This is a genomic window from Bryobacter aggregatus MPL3 (genome assembly GCF_000702445.1).
GTDB lineage: Bacteria > Acidobacteriota > Terriglobia > Bryobacterales > Bryobacteraceae > Bryobacter > Bryobacter aggregatus.
Genome location: NZ_JNIF01000003.1, coordinates 819,111 through 839,597 on the forward strand (window position 1 = coordinate 819,111; position 20,487 = coordinate 839,597).

At 59.2% G+C, this 20,487-nt stretch carries 18 protein-coding genes; 13 read left to right on the forward strand and 5 right to left on the reverse strand.

Translation table 11 applies throughout. From position 1 onward, the window contains the following. The 6 genes from M017_RS0104135 to M017_RS0104160 are packed head-to-tail and all read left to right on the forward strand — an operon-like array spanning nucleotide 1 to nucleotide 8,910. A complete protein-coding gene (locus M017_RS0104135; RefSeq protein ID WP_080507491.1) occupies nucleotides 1–1,197 on the forward strand; it encodes an efflux RND transporter periplasmic adaptor subunit in 1,197 nt (398 codons plus the stop codon). Next, nucleotides 1,198–4,290, forward strand: a complete 3,093-nt coding sequence (locus M017_RS0104140) for an efflux RND transporter permease subunit (protein WP_031496035.1) — start codon at nucleotides 1,198–1,200, stop codon at nucleotides 4,288–4,290. Beyond that, a complete protein-coding gene (locus M017_RS0104145; protein WP_031496036.1) occupies nucleotides 4,287–5,552 on the forward strand; it encodes a TolC family protein in 1,266 nt (421 codons plus the stop codon). Before M017_RS0104140 ends, M017_RS0104145 begins: the two co-directional genes overlap by 4 nt. Nucleotides 5,553–5,596: 44 nt before the next feature. Next, on the forward strand, nucleotides 5,597–6,703 hold the full coding sequence (locus M017_RS0104150; protein ID WP_031496037.1) for a carboxylate-amine ligase: 1,107 nt from the start codon (nucleotides 5,597–5,599) through the stop codon (nucleotides 6,701–6,703). After that, nucleotides 6,704–7,717, forward strand: coding sequence for an aminopeptidase (locus M017_RS0104155; RefSeq protein ID WP_031496038.1), 1,014 nt, complete (start codon nucleotides 6,704–6,706; stop codon nucleotides 7,715–7,717). A 2-nt stretch (nucleotides 7,718–7,719) separates the two neighbouring features. Further along, the gene (locus M017_RS0104160; RefSeq protein WP_031496040.1) at nucleotides 7,720–8,910 is read left to right on the forward strand and encodes a hypothetical protein; all 1,191 of its coding nucleotides are present in this window, start codon (nucleotides 7,720–7,722) and stop codon (nucleotides 8,908–8,910) included. Here the strand turns inward: M017_RS0104160 and M017_RS26260 are convergent. Next, nucleotides 8,907–10,232: a M16 family metallopeptidase gene (locus tag M017_RS26260; protein ID WP_051669498.1), complete on the reverse strand. Its 1,326-nt coding sequence runs from the start codon at nucleotides 10,230–10,232 to the stop codon at nucleotides 8,907–8,909. The genes M017_RS0104160 and M017_RS26260 overlap by 4 nt on opposite strands. Then, a complete protein-coding gene (locus tag M017_RS26265; RefSeq protein ID WP_051669499.1) occupies nucleotides 10,229–11,497 on the reverse strand; it encodes a M16 family metallopeptidase in 1,269 nt (422 codons plus the stop codon). Before M017_RS26265 ends, M017_RS26260 begins: the two co-directional genes overlap by 4 nt. A 48-nt stretch (nucleotides 11,498–11,545) precedes the next feature. On the opposite strand from M017_RS26265, the gene M017_RS0104170 reads away from it, so the two are divergent. Next, nucleotides 11,546–11,824, forward strand: coding sequence for a hypothetical protein (locus tag M017_RS0104170; RefSeq protein WP_031496041.1), 279 nt, complete (start codon nucleotides 11,546–11,548; stop codon nucleotides 11,822–11,824). Here M017_RS0104170 and M017_RS0104175 read toward each other — a convergent pair. Further along, a complete protein-coding gene (locus M017_RS0104175) occupies nucleotides 11,813–12,496 on the reverse strand; it encodes an arylesterase (protein ID WP_031496043.1) in 684 nt (227 codons plus the stop codon). The two genes, M017_RS0104170 and M017_RS0104175, sit on opposite strands and share 12 nt — an antisense overlap. A gap of 29 nt (nucleotides 12,497–12,525) precedes the next feature. Between M017_RS0104175 and M017_RS0104180 the strand changes: the two genes are divergently transcribed. Together M017_RS0104180 and M017_RS0104185 are read left to right on the forward strand one after the other, a co-directional pair. Continuing rightward, nucleotides 12,526–13,221 carry an ABC transporter ATP-binding protein gene (locus M017_RS0104180; RefSeq protein ID WP_031496045.1) on the forward strand — a complete coding sequence of 232 codons (696 nt, stop codon included), beginning with the start codon at nucleotides 12,526–12,528 and terminating at the stop codon, nucleotides 13,219–13,221. Continuing rightward, entirely contained in the window at nucleotides 13,218–15,788 is a 2,571-nt protein-coding gene (locus tag M017_RS0104185) for an ABC transporter permease (protein ID WP_031496046.1), read from the forward strand. Before M017_RS0104180 ends, M017_RS0104185 begins: the two co-directional genes overlap by 4 nt. Here the strand turns inward: M017_RS0104185 and M017_RS29135 are convergent. Continuing rightward, nucleotides 15,785–15,928 carry a helix-turn-helix domain-containing protein gene (locus M017_RS29135; RefSeq protein WP_155121232.1) on the reverse strand — a complete coding sequence of 48 codons (144 nt, stop codon included), beginning with the start codon at nucleotides 15,926–15,928 and terminating at the stop codon, nucleotides 15,785–15,787. The genes M017_RS0104185 and M017_RS29135 overlap by 4 nt on opposite strands. Before the next feature lie 147 nt (nucleotides 15,929–16,075). Here M017_RS29135 and M017_RS0104195 point away from each other — a divergent pair, with 147 nt between their 5' ends. Further along, on the forward strand, nucleotides 16,076–16,615 hold the full coding sequence (locus tag M017_RS0104195) for a GbsR/MarR family transcriptional regulator (protein ID WP_031496047.1): 540 nt from the start codon (nucleotides 16,076–16,078) through the stop codon (nucleotides 16,613–16,615). Further along, nucleotides 16,615–17,454, forward strand: a complete 840-nt coding sequence (locus M017_RS0104200) for an SAM-dependent methyltransferase (RefSeq protein ID WP_051669500.1) — start codon at nucleotides 16,615–16,617, stop codon at nucleotides 17,452–17,454. The genes M017_RS0104195 and M017_RS0104200 overlap by 1 nt, the downstream gene beginning before the upstream one ends. Nucleotides 17,455–17,460: 6 nt before the next feature. On the opposite strand, the gene M017_RS0104205 is transcribed toward M017_RS0104200, so the two are convergent. Then, on the reverse strand, nucleotides 17,461–18,804 hold the full coding sequence (locus M017_RS0104205) for a M20/M25/M40 family metallo-hydrolase (RefSeq protein WP_031496051.1): 1,344 nt from the start codon (nucleotides 18,802–18,804) through the stop codon (nucleotides 17,461–17,463). Nucleotides 18,805–18,828: 24 nt separating this feature from the next. Between M017_RS0104205 and M017_RS0104210 the strand changes: the two genes are divergently transcribed. Both M017_RS0104210 and M017_RS0104215 read left to right on the forward strand, forming a co-directional pair. Continuing rightward, the gene (locus M017_RS0104210; protein ID WP_031496053.1) at nucleotides 18,829–19,827 is read left to right on the forward strand and encodes a ferrochelatase; all 999 of its coding nucleotides are present in this window, start codon (nucleotides 18,829–18,831) and stop codon (nucleotides 19,825–19,827) included. Continuing rightward, on the forward strand, nucleotides 19,824–20,486 hold the full coding sequence (locus M017_RS0104215) for a phytanoyl-CoA dioxygenase family protein (protein WP_031496054.1): 663 nt from the start codon (nucleotides 19,824–19,826) through the stop codon (nucleotides 20,484–20,486). The genes M017_RS0104210 and M017_RS0104215 overlap by 4 nt, the downstream gene beginning before the upstream one ends. The last annotated feature ends 1 nt before the right edge of the window (nucleotide 20,487 follow it).

The following is a 20,487-nucleotide window of genomic DNA, read 5'->3' on the forward strand; positions in this document are numbered from 1 at the left end:
ATGTCCCTGCGTCTTCTGGCAAGCCTGTGCCTGTGTGCGTTAGGTCTTATTTTTCAATCGTGTAGCGATATTGCCGCCAAAACGGATGTGCCGGAATCCGCTGCCTCGCCGCTGCAAGCAACGGCCCGGGTGGCCGCCGTCCGGGCGATTCCGGTTTCAATGGGAAGAGATCTGGAACTCACCGGCGAATTCCGGCCGTGGCAACAAGCAGAATTGCAGGCCCGGGTGCCGGGATATCTGAAGACCCTCACCGTCGATGTCGGCTCCGTAGTCCGCACCGGTCAGCTTCTTGGCGTGATCGAGACCCCAGAACTGGAAGCGGACCTCAGTGAAGCAAAGGCCGCGATTCTCAAGGCGAAAAGCGAAGAATCCCGGATGGCCGCCAACATTCAGCTGGCAGAGGCACGGCTGGAAGTCGCCCAGGCGGGCTACCGCCGTTTGGTGAGCGTCAACCAGAAGGAGCCTGGTCTGATTGCGGGCCAGGAAATTGACGAAGCGAAAGCACGCGCCCGTTCGGCGGAAGCAGATCTTGCCAGTGCAAAGGCAGATCGGGCCGCAGCGCTCCAACAGACCGCAGCGGCTGAAGCACGAGCCAAGCGAGTGGGATCGATGGTTGATTTCTCCCGGCTCACGGCGCCCTTCCCAGGTATCGTCACCAAGCGCTATGTGGACCCCGGCAATATGATCCAGGCGCTGCCGATCGTGCGCATTGGGGACATCGACAAGCTACGGCTCGCCATTGTACTTCCGGAGAACGGGGTTTCGCTAGTAAGTGTCGGCACGCCTGTCGCCATTCGCATTCCCGCGCTCGAACGCAATTTTGAGGGTCGTATCGCGCGCCTGACCCAGCAACTCTCCAGCCACTCGCGCAGCATGGAGGCAGAAGTCGACGTCCCGAATCCAGGACACAAGATTGCCCCGGGCATGATTGCTGAGATTGGGATCCACGGGCGGACCGCGCGCGAAGTGGCCGGGCTCCCCGTGCAGGCGGTCGTGCGCCGAGGTGGCCAGAGCTATGTGTTGGCCGTCAAGCGTGACAATACGCTGGAGGAACGCCGCATCGAGACGGGCCTTGAAAGCGCCACACACGTGGAACTCCTGTCCGGCTTGGCTACCGATGAGCGGGTTGTGATTGGCAATCGCAGCCTGCTCAAGTCTGGACAGAGAGTGGAAGTCCAAGACGGAGCCTCGCTGTAGATGGCCTCCTTTTCTATCCGCAATCCCTACTTCATCGTTGTCTGCGCGCTGATCCTGCTACTGGCCGGATCGGTCACCTTGCTGCGCATGCCCGTTGATATGTTCCCGGCGCTCAACCAGACCGTGGTTGCCGTTGCCACTTTCTATCCCGGCATGCCGCCGGAGCAGGTGGAAAAGAACATTACCGAACGCCAGGAACGCTTCTTCACTCTCGCTCCTGGCATCGAACACATCGAGAGCCGCTCGCTCACCGGCGCCGGGATCATCAAGATTTTCTTCCGCCCGGGCACCAATCCCGATGCAGCCATTTCCACGGTGACCAATCTGGCCGCTGCCGAACAGCGTCGCATGCCCCCGGGCACACTGCCGCCGATCGTGGTTCGCTTTGACGCCTCCAGCTTACCGGTCTGCCTCATCGCTCTCCGCGGCGATGGCCTGAGCGAAGCACAACTGCGCGACGTCGGACACTATCGCGTTCGCACCCAGGTGGCCAAGGTGCAAGGAGCCGCCGTACCGCCGCCCTTTGGCGGCCGCTATCGCCAGATCATGGTCTACGTCGATCCGCAAAAGCTCGAAGCGCACGCGATGAGCGCAATGGACGTCGTACGCGCGATCAACGAATCGAATCTGATCATGCCCGCCGGCACCGTCAAAATTGGGCCGGTTGATTATCCGATCTATACCAACAGCCAATTTACGAATCTCGATGGCATTCTCGATTTGCCGATCCGTACGAATGGATTGGCCGCAGTGCGCGTCGGCGATGTCGCGAAGGTCCATGATGCGGCGCAGGTGCAGTTCAACACGGTGCGTGTGGACGGCCAGCCCTCGGTATACCAGCCGGTGTTGCGGCAAGGCGGTGACGCGAATACGATTCGAATCGTTGATGCCGTTCGCGCCGAAGCCAAGCGGCTGCTGGACGTACCGGAGAATCTCGAAGCGCGCGTGGTGTTCGATCAGTCGAAGTTCATCAAGAACGCCATCGAGACTTTGCTCGAAGAAGGCGGCATCGGCCTCGTGCTGGTGACCATTACGATTCTGGTCTTTCTCGGAAGCGCTCGCGCCACGGTCGCCGTGTTCTTCTCGATTCCACTTTCCGCGCTGGCGGCGATTCTCTTTCTCAAGGTCACCAACGGTTCGCTGAACTCGATGACTCTTGGCGGCCTGGCGCTTGCCTTCTCGCGGCTGATCGATGACTCCGTCGTGGTGCTGGAGAACATCTTCCGGCATATGGAAATGGGCAAGACGCCGCGGGAAGCAGCGGAACAAGGCACCAAGGAGGTCGCGCTCCCCGTGCTGGCCTCCACGCTCACCACCGCAATCGTCTTTCTCCCCGTCGTGCTGCTCACCGGCGTCAGCCAGGACTTGTTTGTCGCACTCGGTTCGATGGTGGTGATGTCGCTCGCCGCCTCCTACATCGTCTCGATGACATTGGTGCCGCTCTTCTGCGCCTTTGTCCCGGGCTTGCACGGGCACTCACCGAAATGGTTCACGCTCTTCAACATGCTCTTCGTCAAGCTGATGGTGGGCTATGAGCGCACGGTCAACCGGGGCATGCGATCGCCCGGTCTGGTCGTGGTGCTTGGGCTCGCGACACTCGCCGTGACGTTGCCGCTTTGGCCGCTGCTCGGCAAGAGTTTCTTCCCGAGAACCGACGCCGGACAGTTTGTCATCAATCTGAAGGCCGCCTCGGGCACCAGCCTCGAAGAGACGGAACGCAAGGTGATCCGCGTTGAGCAGATCGTCAAGCGCATCGTTCTGCCAGAGGACCTCGACATGATGGTCGGCAACATTGGCGTGGTACCGGACTTTAGCGCGATCTACACGCCGAACTCCTCCCCGCATACCGGCTTCCTCCAGGTGAGCCTCAAAGAAAAGCACAAGCTCTCGAGCCAGGAGTACATGCGCCGCGTGCGTGCGGCGCTCCACAGCGAGATGCCGGAGGTGGTGGCTTACTTCCAATCGGGTGGCTTCGTCGATGCTGTTTTGAATTTTGGCATGCCCGCGCCGATCGATCTCCAGATCAGCGGGCCGGACCTCCCCTCCATCCATGCCGCCGCAATCGATCTCGCGCGGCAACTGAAAACCGTGCCAGGCGTCAGCGACGTTTTTATTCCGCAGGACATCGATAGCCCGGCACTGCGCATCGATGTGGACCGCACACAAGCGAGTTTGCTGGGCCTGACACAGCGGGAGATTGCGAGCAATCTGATTACCTCGGTGGCCAGCAACACAATGATCGCCCCAACGTTCTGGACCGACCCCAAGTCCAGCAACGACTACTTTCTCGCCGTCCAGATGCCCGAGAACTCGGTGAAGAATGTCAGCCAGCTTCAAAAATTGCCGCTGCGCACCAAGGGCGACGGCATTGTCAATCTCGATGCGGTCGCACACCTGACGCGCGTCGAAGGCCCCACCGAGGTGGCCCATTATGGACTGCGCAAGGTCGTGGATATCTATGTGAATCTCCACGGTGAAGATCTATCGCGCCCGGAAAAAACGATTCAGAACATCGTCGCCAAAGCAGACTTGTCCAAGGGCGTGACCGCAACTCTGCGCGGCGCCGTCGAGGGGATGCACACGAGCTTCGCTAGTTTCGGTCTCGGCCTCTGCTTCGCTCTGATCCTGCTCTATCTCGTGCTGGTGGCGCAGTTCAAGTCCTTCCTCGACCCGGCGCTCATCCTGCTGGCCATCCCTCCCGGCGCCGCAGGAGTGCTGCTCACGCTCTATCTGACTGGCACCACGGTGAATGTCCAAAGTCTGATGGGCGTGATCATGATGAGCGGCATTGTCGTCTCCAACAGCATCCTGCTGGTGGATGCGGCGCATCGCGAACGAGAGCAAGGCCTGAGTGCGGCCGAGGCCGCCTCGATGGCAGGCCAGATTCGTCTGCGTCCGATCCTGATGACCTCGCTCGCGACGATCATCGGCATGCTGCCGATGGCAATGGCGCTCGGCACCGGCAGCGAAGCTTATGCGCCGCTGGCCCGCTCCATCGTCGGCGGTCTCACCGTCTCGCTCATCACCACCATCTTTCTGGTTCCCGCCGCTTACACCCTGGTCTACCGGCGGCGTGAAAGGCTAGCCGCTTGAAGTCATTCCATGTCCTTCTGATTGCCGCATTGCCACTGGCAGCGGCAGAACATTTGTCGCTGGCCGAAGCCGTGGCGACAGCGGAGAAAAATCAACCTCGCATTCTGGCGGCGGCCCACCGGGCCGATGCCGCACAAGCACTGCCGCAACAGTTGCGGGCCCGCCTGCTCCCACAACTCGACGCCACCCTGACAGGCTCCCTGGCCGAGCATGGCACGCGCATGGGGGTGGGGGGAGCGAACGCGCCCGATCTCTTTAGCCGCGTGGGAGCGGGCATCAGCCTCACCCAGCTCTTCACCGATTTCGGACGGACCCATCTGCAGATTGAAAGCGCCCGCCTGCTCGCTGGAGCACAGAAGGATCTCACCCGCTGGACCGCGGCCGATGTCAGCCTGGCCGCCCGCACCGCCTACTACCGGGCGCTGCAGGCAAAGGCAGTGCTCGATGTCGCCAAGCAAGTGAAGGGGGTGCGCGACACCTTTGCCCGTCAGATTCGCAGCCTGGCCGAGAGCGATCTCCGCTCCACGATCGATGCCAGCTTCGCGGAACTGCGCAGCGCCGAGGCAGAGGTGGTGATCACACGCGCTGAGAACGATCTTGCCGCCAGCCTGGTGCAGTTGGCAAACGCCATGGGTCTCGATGCCCCGCAAGACTGGGAGCTCGACCCCTTGCCCCCTGCTGCCAGCAGCGAAACGCTCGATCAACTGATCGAGGAGGCAGTCGCCTCTCGTCCGGAACTGGCGATGTATCGCAAACGTCTCGAATCCGCCAAGCTCGATGCCAGGAGCGACCAGAAGCTCTCGATGCCCACCGTAAGCGGAGTGGGTGTGGCCGGCGTCATTCCGACAGGAGACCGGAGACTTCGCAATCACTACGACGCCGCCGCGATCAATGTAACGGTGCCGATTCTGAATGGCCGCAGCTTCGATGCGCGGCGTCAGGAATCTACGGCAAAGGCGCTGGCCGCCGAGCAGGACTGGAAGCAGACTCTACTGCAGGTGAAGATGACGCTCCGCCTCGCGTATCTCGATTGGATGACCGCGCGGAAGAATGTCGAAGTGAATGAGAAGCTGCGGGCGCAGGCGGAAACCACCTTGCGCATGGCTGAGACGCGCTATCGCGTGGGCCTGGGGGCCTTCATGGATTTCAATCAGGCACAACTGGATGCCGCCTCCGCTCAACTGGCTTACTCGGCCGCACTTTACGAGGTGTCGCTCCGGCAGGTTCGTCTGGAGTACGAAGCCGGGCGCTACGGAAAATAGACGCTCTCCAATCGGCGGCAGGTTTCGGGGCATAATCTGTAGCTATGAGCAAGCCGACGCTTTCGATCGGGATCGAAGAGGAATACCAAACCATTGATCCAGAAACGCGCGACCTTCGTTCGCATATCAGCGCCGAGATCATCAGTAAGGGGCAGAGAATCCTTGCCGAGCGGGTGAAGCCTGAGATGCACCAGAGCGTTGTCGAAGTCGGCACGGGCATCTGCGCAAACATCCAGGAAGCCTATCTCGATCTGAAAGAGCTGCGCTCTGGCATCATCGGACTAGCCAAGCAGAATGGGCTGCGCATCGCTGCCTCTTCGACACATCCCTTTGCCGATTGGCGCAAGCAGGATATTTATCCCGATGAGCGCTACGCCACCATCGTCGAGGACATGCAGACCGTAGCGCGCAGCAACCTGATCTTTGGACTGCATGTCCACATTGGAATTGAAGACCGCGAAGCAGCCATCCAGATCATGAATGCAGCGCGTTACTTTGTGCCTCATATCCTCGGCCTCACGGCGAACTCTCCCTTCTGGCTGGGCCTTGAGACGGGGTTGAAGAGCTATCGCTGCAAGGTCTTCGACAAGTTCCCGCGCACCAATATCCCGGATTACTTTCCGAGTTGGGGCGAGTACTCCAACTTCGTCAACCTCCTGATCAAAACGAATTGCATCGATAATGCGAAGAAGATCTGGTGGGACATCCGGCCACATCCCAACTTCCCCACCCTCGAGTTCCGCATCATGGATCTGCCGATGCGGCTCGATGAGACCATCGCGGTCGCAGCGCTGATTCAAGCCACGGTCGCCAAACTCTACAAGCTCCACACCGAGAACCAGAGCTTCCGGCTCTATCGCCGCGCGCTGATCATGGAGAATAAATGGCGAGCGGCTCGCTACGGCCTGGAAGGCAAGCTGGTCGACTTCGGCAAGCAGATCGAAGTCCCTCTCAAGGACCTGCTGTTTGAGTATCTGCACTTTGTCGACGACGTAGTCGATGAGCTCGGGAGCCGGGAACAAATTGCCTACATCTACAAGATGTTGCGTTACGGCACCGGCGCCGACCGCCAGTTAAAAGTCTGGCGCGAAACCGGTGATCTGAAGGCCGTCGTCGACTACATCGTTTCTGAAACGGAGGCTGGACTTTAGTTGCTGCCGAAAACATTCGATCCCGCACTGAGTGAGGGCGCTCGCAACGCCGTCCGAACCTGTCTGAGCATCCAGCCGGACGAGAAGGTGACTCTCATCACGGACACCGTCAGCAGCGAGATCGCCGCTGCGATTGCGCATCAGTTGACAGAGCTGGGCTGCCGGTGGAATGCGTTCTGCCTGGAGGAAATGGCCACGCGCCCGTTGGCCGGAATGCCTCTCGAAATTCTGACCGACATGGAAACCAGCCAAGTTTCGATCTTTGCCGTGGTGGCACAACAGAATGAATTGAAGAGCCGCATGGAGATGACCGATGTCGTCAATCGCCGCAAGATGCGGCACGCGCACATGGTCAACATCGAGAAGCGCATCATGCTCGAAGGCATGCGGGCAGACTTCCTCAAGGTAGACGCATTGAGCGTGGCGGTTTGGAAGATTGCTTCCCAGGCCCGCCAGATCCGGGCCACAACAGCAGCGGGCACCAACATCGTCGCCGACATGAATCCCCACTATCACTGGCTCAAGACCAGCGGCATCATCAGCCCCAACAAGTGGGGCAATCTGCCCGGCGGCGAATGCTTCACCACGCCCGGCGAAGTGAACGGAACCTTTGTCATCGACGGCGTAGTGGGCGACTATCTTTGCGCGAAATACGGCGACCTCCGCAGCAACCCGCTGACGATCCGGATCGAAAAGAACCGCCTGGTTTCTGCGGCAAGTTCGAATCAGGAATTGCGCGATGAGTTCTGGGCCTACTGCCACACCGATGAGAACTCCGATCGTGTCGGCGAGTTTGCCATTGGCACCAATCTCGCGTTGCAGGATGTCATTGGCAACATCCTCCAGGACGAAAAGATCCCTGGCATCCACATCGCCTTCGGCAATCCCTATGGTGCACATACCGGCGCAGACTGGTATTCTGCAACGCATATCGATGTCGTCGGACGGCGCTTCAACATCTGGATCGACGACCGCCAGATCATGCGCGACGGCGAGTTTCTGATTACGGGATAGACATGATTCAGCCGCTCAGAGAAGACTTCAACCGGCGCTGGACTCCAGCGAAGTACGAAGCATTCTCTCACTCGCTGGACACCGCCATCGGTGAGCACGTCGCCTTTCGCCACAGCGAGACGCCCTGCTTCTTCCCACGCGAACTCCTGCAGGAGATGTCTCGCGCGGGCCGCGAACTCGTGGGTCAACTCCTGACCGACAAGCTCTATCTCGAAGCATCCTCACGCGAGATTCCCGCCCATTACCGGGTTCCCCATGAGGCAGGCAAACCACTCTTCATCCAGGCTGATTTTGGAATCGTGCGCGAGAACGGCAACTACGCCCCGAAGCTAGTGGAGATCCAGGGTTTCCCCTCGCTTTACTGCTACCAGACCGAAATGGCACGCCAGTACATGCGGGCTTATGATCTCGATCCGAATCTCCGGCATCTCCTCAGCGATCTCGACCTCGGCACGTACCATCATCTGCTCGGCGAAGCAATTCTGAATGGCCACGATCCGAAACAGGTCATTCTGCTTGAGATCGACCCCAAGCAGCAGAAGACCAATTGCGACTTCATCTGTACCGAACGAATCTACGGCGTTCGTGCCGTCTGCATCACGAAGTTGAAGAAAGAGGGCCGCAAGCTCCTCTATCAGCGGGATGGGGTTTGGACGCCAATCCAGCGCATCTACAATCGCGTCATCTTCGACGAACTCGAGCGCAAGAAGATCGAGATTCCTTTCGCCTGGACAGACGATCTCGATGTCGAGTGGGCTGGCCATCCCAACTGGTTCTTCCGCTTAAGCAAGTTCTCGATCCCCTGGTTCAAGCACCCCACGGTGCCCAAGAGCAGTTTCTTTCACGAAGTGACGGAGCTCCCAGAGAACCCTGAAAACTTCGTACTCAAGCCGCTGTACTCCTTTGCCGGCTTTGGCGTGATCGTCGGACCGACACACGAGCAACTGGACGCCATCCCCAGGCGCGAACGGAACAACTACATTCTGCAGGAGCGCGTTCGCTTTGAACCGTTGATCGCAACGCCTCACGGCCCCACCATGGCGGAAGTCCGCATCATGTACATCTGGTTGCCGCAGATGGATTTGCCGATCGCAGCCAACATGATCGTACGCATGGGCCGCGGCAAACAGATGGGCGTCGATCACAACAAGAACCTCGAATGGGTGGGCGCCTCCGCGGGCTTCTATCTCTAGAGCAGCGTTTCAAAGGCTCGCGTCGAAGGATAGATCTCGAGCTTTGTCACCTCGAGCGGCAGCGCCTCGACGAGCTTGTCCTCCGCCAGCACTTCCGGCGGAACTTCAATCTCATACTGAATCGGGCTCGCTTCGCTGCTCTGCAACTGCTTCGCAAAGTCCTGCATCGCAGGCCCCACCGCGACAAAGTGCAGATTCCTGGTTTGCAGGTGGCGCCGGATCACCGTATTGACCTTCTCCACCGTCAACGCCGCTAAGCCTTCGGCAATATAACTTGTATACTCCGGCGTCCCATAGAAAGCGCTATCGATTGCATAACCCTGCACCAGGGAATCCGTCTTGAGCAACAGCTTCACATACTTGCTCAGGAAGTTCCGGGTGCGCTCAAAGTCCTCTTCAGCCATACCCTTTGTACGAAGCTGATCGATCTCATACAGCGCCAATCGGAAGGCGAAGAGAGCCTTCTCCGGCACAACAGGCCGCAGCCAGACTTGAAAGGTCTGCTGCTGCCGGGCCAGGTTGGGATCGGGCTCGAACTCATACATCCCGCGGGGGAAGTATTCGATATAAGCGTAGTCGCCATAATTCAACCCGCGCACTTCGCGAATCTGGTCAAAGAGCCGTCCGCCGTTGCGATGCTGCCCCAACCAGGCCTGTGCCAATAGCAGCGCAGGATAGTCTTCGTGTCCACGGCGAACAGGAATCGGATAGCCAAAGCTCATCGCAACACCGCGCGCCTCCGGCTTATCGAGAAGCGTCACTTCCAGCCCTTGCGGATTCTTCGGAGTGGGCAGCGCCGGAGCTGGCAAAGCCTCGAGAGTCAGAAGCGGAAAATAGGTTGCATGGAAGGCCCGGACATCTTCTACCGTAATCGCGGCCAGGCCGCTCGCCGTTCCACAGCAATGATGCGCATAAGGATGGCCAGCATAGAGCCGCTCGTAAAGCACTTCCTTGGCCAACTCCTCATCGTTGGTCCCCCGGAGCCCCACGCGCAGAAAGTTTAATTGATCTTCCCGCACCCGTTCAAAGTCCTCGGCGGTAAAGGCCGGCTCCTGCAACATCTCGCGCAGCAAGGTTTCATAGCGCTGCTGATGATCGACATGGACCGTGCCATAAAAGACGGTGAGTTCCTTGTCCACCTGCGCCTCAAAGCCGGTCGCCATTTCAAAGAACTCGTCGAGAATCTGCTTGTAACTGCGATGCGCTGTCGCACCACCCACCATCAAACTGGCCGTGAGATTCGCCAGTCCTTCTTTGCCCTTGGGGTCATCGACGCTCCCACAACGGACGGCAAAACGATAACTCTTCAATGGACCGCTCATGCTGAATGCCTCAACTCCACCGTCACCCGATTCGCTTCGACAAAATACTCCCGCGCCACCTGCCGCAGATCCTCCGCGCTCACCTGTGCATATTGCTCATAGAGCGCATTGATCGTCTCGGGACTTCGCCGCAGCGCGACATAGCGCGCCAAGAGTCCTGCGATGCCTTCGGTCTCATCCATCCGCATGGCGAAGGCATAGCGCAAATGCTTCTTCACCACCTCCAGACGCTTCTCCTCCACAAGCTCCGACTGCATGGCGGCAATCGTCGCCGCAACACGCTGCTTGACATCCTCAAGCTTGGTTGGGTCCTTCAGGCGCGCGGTAATCAGATAGAGATAGGGGTCGACATGGTCGGAGTTGCTTCCGAAGAACACATCGCAGCTTTGCTCCTTGAGCACCAGCGCTTCATAGAGTGCAGATGTGGAAGAGAAGTAGAGGTAAGAGAGGATATCCAGCGCGGCAGAGACACGCCCGGAATCGGTGTAAGCAGGCGTGCGATAAGCAATCTGCAACAGCGGCATCGTTTCGCTCGGCCAATCCACCCGCAACTCTTTCGGCCCGGCCAAGGGCGGTGCAGCAGGCACGGCGGGGATGCCGGCGCCTCGTTGCCAGGAGCCCCAATGCTTCTCCACCAAAGCCCGGCCGTCTTCTACCGTCAAATCGCCCGCAAGCAGGATCGTTGTATTTTCGGGGCGGTAGAAAGTCTTGTGAAAGTACCGGGAGAACTCAAATAGCTCTGGCATCTTCTCGATATCGCGCAAGAAACCCATCGTCGTGTGTTGGTAAGGATGCTTCTCGAAGGCCAGTTCGCGCAGCTTCTCCTGCAACAAGTGGAATGGCTCGGCGCTGTCCTTGTTGTACTCGGCAAGCACCGCGCGACTCTCCGTCCGGAACACGTCCTCGGAGTACTCCAGATTTTGAAAACGATCCGCCTCCATCTCGAGAATCTCTTCGAGATCCCCCCGCGTGAAGGTCGTATGATAAGCGGTTAAATCATCATCCGTATAAGCGTTCTGAGCCGCTCCAGCCTGCTTCAGCACCGCATCGTAGCGTTCTGGGGAGTATTTCTCCGTCCCGCGAAACATCATGTGCTCAAAAAGGTGCGCAAAACCGCTCTTGCCCTCTTCCACTTCGTTGCGTGAACCCACATTCACAACGATGTAAAGCGACACAATGTGCGGGAAACCCGTAGGCACGGTGATCAGGCGTAACCCATTCGGCAGGTCGTGCTGATCGTAGTCAAATGGGAAAACTTTGGTCATGGGAGGCGTTGTTTGTTACTGTTTTTAGAGTCGCACTCTTTGACTTCTATGAGCGTATTGGTTCGAATTGGCCGCAAGAAAGCAATCCTTTGCGGGGGAAAATGGAGTTCCGCCGACCCACGGGTCGAGGATCAACTCCAGAACTCTCTCGACATGTGGGTGCAAAATACAGGCGGGCCGCCCCTTGGCCACCGCGACCCGGACCAGTTCGCAGCCGATGCCATTCGAAGTGACTTAGGCTACGAGGTGCTCATCGCCTCCAAGCCCAAAGGCCGCACTGCCCAAACGGCTTACTTCTCAAAACGGCAAATGGCCTTACCGTTCTAGCAGCGGTTCCAGATACTTAAAAACATTCTTCGCCACCATAGACGCCCCTAGCGCCGTGGGATGAATCTTGTCCGCCTGCATCGCGCCGGGCTTATCCCAAACACCTTCGAGAATAAACGGCATCAACGGATAGTTGTGATTCTTGGCGAGCATCGTATACATCGTGTCGAATTCCTGGATGTATTCCAGCCCATAGTTGCGCGGCAGCGTGATACCCAAGAGGAGAATCTTTGCGCCTCGGGCTTCAAAGCGTCCCGCGATTTGCGTCAGGTTATCGCGGGTCCGTCTCGTTTCCAATCCACGCAGTCCATCGTTGCCACCCAATTCAAGAATCGCGATCTTCGGTGAAAGCTTCACCGCCTCGCCCAGACGGTCGAGTCCGCTCTGTGTCGTGTCGCCACTAATTCCAAGGTTGACCACTCGATACTTGTAACCCTTGCTGTCCAGAATTTTCTGCAGCTCGTCCGGATAGGTGCTGCCGGCATTCAAGCCGAAGCCGGCCGTGATGCTGTCACCAAAGCAGACAATGGCGGGTCTGTCATCAGCGGGCGGCGCCGCTGCCATGGGAACTGGAATCTCGGTTTTTGCCTCCGGCTCCGCCGGCTTCTTGGAACAACCTGCGAATCCTGTCATGACGACCAGGGCGAGCGAAAGAAGAGAAAACTGCCTCACTTTGCCAGAATAAAGAATACACGCACACAATGTCGAATCCAATTGCTGTTGAAGTCGACTCGGTCACCCGGGAAATCGACACTGGGACGCACGTCGTCAAGATTCTCAAAGGAATCAGCTTCACGGTCCCCCACGGCGAATTCGTCGCCATCATGGGTGCCTCCGGCAGTGGGAAAAGTACGCTGCTTGGACTTCTGGCCGGTCTCGATGCCCCCACCTCAGGCAAGATTTCGCTCGATCAGATCGACATCACGCATCTTTCCGAAGACGAGATGGCGCGTGTGCGAGGATCTAAGGTCGGCTTCGTCTTTCAGAGCTACCAACTCATCCCCACTCTCACAGCCGAAGAGAACGTCCTGCTTCCCCACGAGTTGACCGACCGCGCAGGCGACGGCATGCCGCGCGCCCGTCAATTGCTCGAACAGGTCGGGTTGCTCGACCGCGCCAGCCACTATCCGGTCCAACTAAGCGGTGGTGAACAACAACGGGTCGCCCTCGCACGGGCCTTCATGACCCAGCCACCGATCCTGCTCGCCGACGAGCCCACCGGCAATCTCGACACCGCCAACGGCCGGATCGTCCTCGACCTGCTCATCAAGCTGAATCGAGAACAGGGCACAACACTGGTGATGGTCACCCACGACCAACAACTCGCCACCTACGCGGACCGCGTCATCACACTGCGGGACGGGCTGCTCATCAGCGACGAAAAGAAAGCCGCATGAGCCAAAGCTTCACCTTCGGGGCGGCACGCAAGATTGCCTGGCGCGAGGCTCGCGCCTCGAGCTTCAAGTTTCTCTTTGTCATCCTCGCGGTTGCCGTCGGCGTCGGTGCGCTGACGGGAGTCCGCGGCTTCTCCACATCCTTCCGCCGCATGCTGAACTCTGAGGCACGCACGCTGATGGCTGGCGATGTCTCGGCGCGCATCTTTGTTCAGCCAGATCCGGCCCAGCAACAGGTGCTCGACACCATGAAGGCGAAGGGCACGCGCATGACCCAGGTCACCGAAACGGTCACCATGGCGGCCAAGCCAGGCAATCCGCTGCCGGTGCTCGTCTCGCTCAAGGCAGTAGATCCTGCGAACTATCCGTTCTACGGCGAAGTCAAATTCAATCCGCCGCAGACGATCCAACAAGCACTCTGCAACAATTGCGTGGTTGCGGCGCAAGAGTTGCTGCTCCGGCTTGGACTCGAAGTCGGCGGCACCATGCGCATCGGAGGCGAGGATTACCGCGTCTCCGCAATCGTCGAGAAAGAGCCCGACCGCATGACCGGCAGCCTGAATGTCGGGCCGCGCATGATGATGTCGCGCGACGCACTCGCCCGCACCGCCCTTTTGACCGAAGGCAGTCGCGCCGCCCAGCGTTTTTTGTTCAAGCTCCCGATCGCGTCCGGCAATGCGACGAACAACGTCACAGCCGCCCGTGAGTTACTGAAGAAGACCTTCCCCGACGCGCTGATCACCGACTATCGCGAAACCCACCCCCTCATCACCCGTGGCCTCGACCGGGCCACCAGCTTCCTCAGTCTGGTCAGCCTGGTCGCGCTGATCATCGGCGCGCTCGGAGTCGCCATGGCGATGAACTCCCATCTGAAGCAGAAGCTCGACAACATTGCGGTCATGAAATGTTTGGGCGCACGCAGCAACCAGATCATCAGCATCTACCTCATGCAAACGCTCGCCCTTGGCGGCATCGGAGGAATCCTAGGAATCCTCTTCGGCGTGATTGTACAAGTTGCCTTCCCCACCCTGATTGAGCGCTACTTCCAACTCCGTCCTGATTTCTACTTCGACTGGACCTCGGTCGTCCAAGGCCTCAGCGCCGGGCTGCTCAGCACTCTGCTCTTTACACTTCCTCCGCTCCTGAGCATTCGCGAGATCAAGCCCAACACAATCTTCCGCCGGGACATGGGCGAGACCAAAGGCACTTGGCGCGAACGCTTTCGCCGCGGCCGCATCGCGTTCGTCACCGGCATCATCATCCTGCTTGGCCTGGGCCTGCTGGCTGGTTGGCTCGCAGGCAGCAAACTTGAGGACGCCGTCCAACTGGGCGGCTGGTTTGCCATCGGCCTTGGCGTCAGCGTGGCGATTCTGGCCGCCTTTGCCTGGGGACTGCTCCGCCTCCTCCGCCGCATCTCACCACTAACCCGCGGCACGCTTCGCCACGGACTGGCCAATCTCTATCGTCCCGGCAATCAAGCGGAAGCGGTTCTGGTATCGATCGGCATCGGCGTCATGTTCACGCTGACCATCTTCCTGATCCAACACTCGATCCTGACCGAGATTGCAGACAGCGCACCACCAGGCATGCCGAACGTCTTCCTGATCGATATTACGGAACCGATGCGTGAAGGCGTCACCCAACTCGTCAACGCCCAGCCCGGCGTCGAGAAGGCCGTGGAACTGGTGCCCAGCGTCGCCGCGCGCATCACGCACATCCAGGGTGTCGAGATCAGTTCGATCGACCTCAAAGGCTTCGGCCGCCGCTTCCTCCAAACCCGCAGCATCACCTGGAATCCGGCGCAGCCCAAGGGACTCAAAATCCTCCAGGGCAAGTGGTATCAGCCCGGCGAAGTCGGCCGTGCGGCAATCTCTCAGGATGTCGCTGAGAGTCTGAAGCTCAAGCCCGGAATGGTCATCGACTGGACCTCCTCCGGCCGTGCCTTCCGCACGCAGGTTGCCGCTGTATTTCGATCGGAAAGTGTCCGCGTCGGCGCGTCTCAGGACTTCATCCTCGACCCCGAAATTCTCAAGGGCCTCCCGGTGATCTACTTTGCTGGAGTGCGTGTCAAAACGGCGAATGTGCCGCAAGTGCAAGCTGCCGTTTACAAGCAATATCCGACGGTCAGCATTGTGAACATCGCGGACGTGCTCGACATCATCCAGGAAGTGGTGGATCAGGTTGCGGTGGTCATCCGCTTCATCTCGGCCTTCGCCATTCTGGGTGGTGTGATCATCCTCGCAGCCAGCGTCGCAGGCACGCGCTTCCGCCGCATGCGTGAAGTGGTGATCCTCAAAACTTTTGGCGGCACCCGTCAGAAGATCGCTCGAATCTTCAGTATCGAGTTTCTGCTCTTGGGCGCCTGCGCGGGCATCCTCGGCAGCACGCTCGCCACTGGCTTCACCGGACTCATCCTGAAGCGCTTCTTCCAGGAAGCAGACTTCAAGTTTGAATGGACAGCCTTTTTCATCTCGGTGCTCGCCTCGGCGCTCATCGCCAATGCCGCCGGCTGGGCCGCCAGCGCGCGCATCCTGAATCAGAAACCGCTCGCCATTCTCCGCGAGGATTAAGCGACTGCTGCTAAGCCGTTCTTCTCAAACAGAGACAGCAGTTGCAACGATGCGCCGGCCGAGCGTTGCTTCCCGCCCTCCCATTTGCTCAAAAAGCTGGTGGTCACATTGAGGTAGTTCGCAAAGACAATCTGGCTCACCTGAGCGCACGGACGGGGGCAGGCAAGCATCCTCGAAATGGCGCCTCGTTTGCTTGCCGATTGCACCAAGGCTGCTCTTTATCTACAAGAAAATTCTAATTATCAGTAATTTCTGTCAAAACAGAAATTACTGATAAAATAGTTTATATGGAACTGACTCCCGCAATGAATGGCTTCATCACCCATTGGGGCGAGATGGGCGTCCGCTGGGGCATCAATCGAACGATCGCCCAGATCCATGCCCTGCTCTATCTTTCGCCCGACCCAATCAGCGCCGAAGAGATCGCAGAAACGCTGCTCGTTGCCCGCTCGAATGTGAGCAATAGCCTACGCGAACTGCAGAACTGGAACCTCGTCCGTGTCGTCCATCTCAAAGGCGACCGCCGGGATCACTTCACAACCCTGCACGATGTCTGGGAAATCTTCGTCGTCATCGGCAAGCAGCGCTTTGAGCGGGAGATCGCCCCCACAGTCAGCATGCTGGAACAACTGGCCCAGAAGGCTGCCAAAGACAAGGCCACTCCCGCTGAAACGACCAAGCGAATCGCAGCGATGGCAGACTTCACAGCCGAACTGCAAGTTTGGTACAGCAAGGCGAAAGACCTGCCCCGTAGCGCGATCTCAGGATTCTTCAAGGTAACAGCAGGACTGAGAAAGTTGAGCAACAGCGGAAAGCGAGAAACCTGATGCAAGCCCTCGATCAGATGGTGCGCTACTACGAAGAGTCGGGGCCGGACTATGCAGCCTGGAGTCCCGCCTTCAATATGCACTTCGGTTATTGGAAAGCTGGGGACAACCCTTTTGACCGTGAGGCCATGCTCGAGCAAATGAGCGATCAGGTCATCCAGGCACTCGAGGGAGCAACGGATGTTCTCGACTTAGGCTGTGGCCTCGGCGCCACGGCCAGGAACTTTGCTGCCAGCAACCCAGCCGCTCACATCACAGGCATTACGATCGTTCCCTGGCAATTGCAGCGTGCGCGGCAACTGAGCACCGCCTATCATAACCTCGATTTCTGCGGCGACGACTACACGCAAACCCATTTCGGCGACAGCCATTTTGACGGCGCCTTTGCGATCGAGAGCTTTTGCCACGGCCCGGGCCGCGATAAGGCAAGCTGCATTGAGGAAGCACATCGAGTCCTCAAAAGAGGCGGACGGCTGGTCGTGGCCGATGGATTCCTGAAACAAACGAAGCCAATGAACCGCTTTCTGACAGCCTGCCACCAACGCATTTGCGACTGCTGGACGATGGATTCGCTTCCGGTCCTGCCAGACTTCCTGAAGCGTCTCAGGCAAACAGGGTTCAACAGGATCGAGGCAAAAGAGATCTCGTGGAATGTCGCTCCTTCGGTCGCCCACGTCCCGGCGGTGACACTCCGGTTCCTGGTAACGGAATTCTTGGTCAAACGTGGCAGACTCAGCCGAGAGCGCTGGAACAACATCCTCGCGCCAGTTCTCACCGGCATCGTCGGCCTGGCTCGCGCGCACTTCGGCTATTTCCTGATCGGGGCAAGCAAGGCCTAAAGGAGGCTACTGCCCCAGCCGCACATCCATATCTGCCAGCACATAGGCGAACACAGCCAACTGCGCGACATTCTTCTTGAAGTCCTCGGGATTGATCTTGTCGAAGGTATCAGCATCCGTGTGGTGCCATTCGAAATAGCGTCCACCGCCGGTACGCACTCCGGACCCAATCACACCATCACGCATGATCGGAGCAATATCGGTGCCGCCACCGCCCGCCGTCACCAAGCCCGCGCCAATTGGCTGCAGCAGCTTCCCGATCTCCTTCATCTGCTCAAGCGCCTTCGCGCCGCCCCCAGTAATGCCCAAGCCCACCGGACGCTCCGCGCCGCCGTCCATCTCGATCGCGATCACATGATTCTTCAACTGATCCTGAAACTGATCGCGATACGCAATGCCACCGCGCGCGCCGTTCTCTTCATTCGCCCAGAACACGACGCGAATCGTCCGCTTCGGCTTCAGGCCAAGCTGCTTCAAAATCACCAGCGCCTGCAAGCTTGCGATCACGCCGCCGCCATCATCCTGCGCGCCCTGGCCCACATCCCAGCTATCGAGATGCCCACCCAGCACAATCACTTCGTCCGGCCTCTCACTGCCGCGAATCTCGCCCATCACGTTTGCACCATCCGCATCCGGCAACTGCTTTGCTTCTGAATACTGATGCACGGTCACCTTCTCCCCGCTTGCGAGCGCCCGCTCCAACAGCCTGAGGCTCTCTTCGCTCAACGCAGCAGCCGGAATCGGCGTCTGGCCTGCTTCAAAATTCGTTGAACCCGTATGCGCTGTATTCTGCTGCGGAATGCCGGCACTCCGAATCAGCACGGCCTTTGCACCCAGCTTCGCCGCGCGCGACGGACCACTGCGGCGAAACGCACCCGTCACGCCATAGTTCACCCAGCGCGGATGAAAGAGCACAATCTTGCCCTCCACCCTCGCGCGGCCAAGCGCCTCCAGTTCCTCGAAGCTCTTCACGCCCACCACTTCTGCGGTCACATCCCCGCTGCCCGACATCCCCAGCCCGAGGATCGTCAACGGCTTCTTGAAAGGCGCCACCATCTCCGCGCTTTCCTTCCCGCGCACCCAATGCACCACCTTCACCGGAGGCGTCTGGACATTGTCGAGACCGTCCTGCTTCATCTGCTGGGCGCTCCAGGCAACGGCCTTCGCAGAAGCTTCACTGCCACTCAGCCGCGCGCCGATCTGATCGCAGAGATACTGCAGTTTGGCCAAACCGCCCTCGTCTTTCATCGCCTGAGCGATGATCTGCCGCGACACATCACGATACTTTTCTTCCACGCTCTGCGAAAAAGCGAGCAAACTGGTGAAGAGAAAGAATCCAAGAATACGCATGGGAGAATCTGTGTAGTTTAGCGTATGTCCGATGCAATCCTTTTCGTGAGCTTTGGCGGTCCCGATCGCCCTGAAGACGTCATGCCCTTTCTCGAAAACGTCACCCGTGGCAGAGGCGTTCCCCGCGAACGCCTGGAGGCCGTCGCCGAGCATTACTACCATTTCGGCGGCAAAAGTCCGATCAACGAGCAGAATCTCGCCATCATCAAAGCACTGTCGACGCTGCTGGCCCAACAAGGCCCTGAGCTTCCCATCTACTTCGGCAATCGCAATTGGCACCCGCTGCTGCCCGATACGCTCCGGCAGATGAAGGAGGACGGCGTCACGCGCGCCTTCACCTTTGTCACCTCCGCCTACAGTTCCTATTCGGGCTGCCGCCAGTATCGCGAAAACATCGCCGCCGCCCAGCAGGCCACCGGGTCGGAGTCGATCAAGATCGACAAGCTCCGTGTGTACTTCAACCATCCCGGCTTCATTGCACCAATGATCGATTCCGTCCAGGCCGCGGCCCGGCAGCTCCCCCATGCCCGCCTGCTCTTCTCCGCGCATTCCATTCCGATGTCGATGGCAAACTCGTCGCGCTATGTCCCCCAACTGCTGGAAGCCTCCCGCCTGGTGGCCGAAGGCGCCGTACACTCAAACTGGGAACTTGTTTATCAATCCCGCAGCGGCGGGCCTGGGCAACCCTGGCTCGAGCCGGATATCCTCGATCGCATCCGCGCGCTCCATGCCGAAGGCGTCCGGGAATTGATCGTCTGCCCCATCGGCTTCATCAGCGACCACATGGAGGTGCTCTACGATCTCGATGAAGAGGCGCGCTTGCTCGCCGGTGAACTTGGTATGCAGATGATCCGCACCCCAACCTCGTCGACCGATCCCCGTTTCATCGCGATGATTCGCGATCTGGTGCTCGAGGTTCTCGCCCCCTCGCACAAGATCCTGGCTCTCGGCGCCTTGGGTCCCAGCCACAAGCTCTGCCCTGCAGACTGCTGCCCTGCCCCGGCAGCCCGGCCCGCCAGATGAGCCTCGCCACCGACGGCTTCGACATCATCGCCCCCGGCCTCAGCCCGGAAGAACTCGAAGTGCTCCAGCGCGAGTTCCCGGCCGAGGCGCCCAACCGCCGCAACCTCTTTGTGTTCTCTCCGGTTGTCGAAAACCTGGTGCGCAAAGGAAGCATCAGCCGCCATGCGCAAGAGGTGCTTGGAGAGAATTGCTTTGCGGTGCGTGCGATCTTCTTCAACAAGATCGCCAAGACCAACTGGCATGTCCCTTGGCATCAGGACATTGGGATTCCGCTGCGGGAACACCGCGCCGTTCCTGGCTTTTCTGCCTTCACACACAAAGACGGCATCCTCCACGCAAATGCGCCGGCCAGCGTCCTTGAGCGGATGCTCATTCTGCGCATCCACTTGGACCTCTGCACGGCCGCCAACGGCGCCATGCGGCTGATTCCAGGCTCACACGCCCAGGGGAGAATTCCAGAAACAGCCCTCCGCACTCATGTGGCCGTCCAACCGGAGCTAGCCGCGGGTGAACTGCTGCGGCTTCGTCCACTCCTCTTCCATGCCTCGGCACATTCCCGTTCGGACGCCTCCCGGCGCGTCATTCACATCGAGTATGCGGTGGACGATTTGCCCGGGGGCTTAGAATGGGCAACGCGGGTTGATCCGCAACTGAAGTAAT

What these genes read in the sequence shown, in the direction of transcription:
- M017_RS0104135 (WP_080507491.1), top strand. Translation starts at nt 1, where the DNA reads ATGTCCCTGCGTCTTCTGGCAAGCCTGTGCCTGTGTGCGTTAGGTCTT.
- M017_RS0104140 (WP_031496035.1), top strand. Translation starts at nt 1,198, where the DNA reads ATGGCCTCCTTTTCTATCCGCAATCCCTACTTCATCGTTGTCTGCGCG.
- M017_RS0104150 (WP_031496037.1), top strand. Translation starts at nt 5,597, where the DNA reads ATGAGCAAGCCGACGCTTTCGATCGGGATCGAAGAGGAATACCAAACC.
- M017_RS0104160 (WP_031496040.1), top strand. Translation starts at nt 7,720, where the DNA reads ATGATTCAGCCGCTCAGAGAAGACTTCAACCGGCGCTGGACTCCAGCG.
- M017_RS26260 (WP_051669498.1), bottom strand. Translation starts at nt 10,232, where the DNA reads ATGAGCGGTCCATTGAAGAGTTATCGTTTTGCCGTCCGTTGTGGGAGC.
- M017_RS26265 (WP_051669499.1), bottom strand. Translation starts at nt 11,497, where the DNA reads ATGACCAAAGTTTTCCCATTTGACTACGATCAGCACGACCTGCCGAAT.
- M017_RS0104170 (WP_031496041.1), top strand. Translation starts at nt 11,546, where the DNA reads ATGAGCGTATTGGTTCGAATTGGCCGCAAGAAAGCAATCCTTTGCGGG.
- M017_RS0104180 (WP_031496045.1), top strand. Translation starts at nt 12,526, where the DNA reads ATGTCGAATCCAATTGCTGTTGAAGTCGACTCGGTCACCCGGGAAATC.
- M017_RS0104185 (WP_031496046.1), top strand. Translation starts at nt 13,218, where the DNA reads ATGAGCCAAAGCTTCACCTTCGGGGCGGCACGCAAGATTGCCTGGCGC.
- M017_RS0104195 (WP_031496047.1), top strand. Translation starts at nt 16,076, where the DNA reads ATGGAACTGACTCCCGCAATGAATGGCTTCATCACCCATTGGGGCGAG.
- M017_RS0104200 (WP_051669500.1), top strand. Translation starts at nt 16,615, where the DNA reads ATGCAAGCCCTCGATCAGATGGTGCGCTACTACGAAGAGTCGGGGCCG.
- M017_RS0104205 (WP_031496051.1), bottom strand. Translation starts at nt 18,804, where the DNA reads ATGCGTATTCTTGGATTCTTTCTCTTCACCAGTTTGCTCGCTTTTTCG.
- M017_RS0104210 (WP_031496053.1), top strand. Translation starts at nt 18,829, where the DNA reads ATGTCCGATGCAATCCTTTTCGTGAGCTTTGGCGGTCCCGATCGCCCT.
- M017_RS0104215 (WP_031496054.1), top strand. Translation starts at nt 19,824, where the DNA reads ATGAGCCTCGCCACCGACGGCTTCGACATCATCGCCCCCGGCCTCAGC.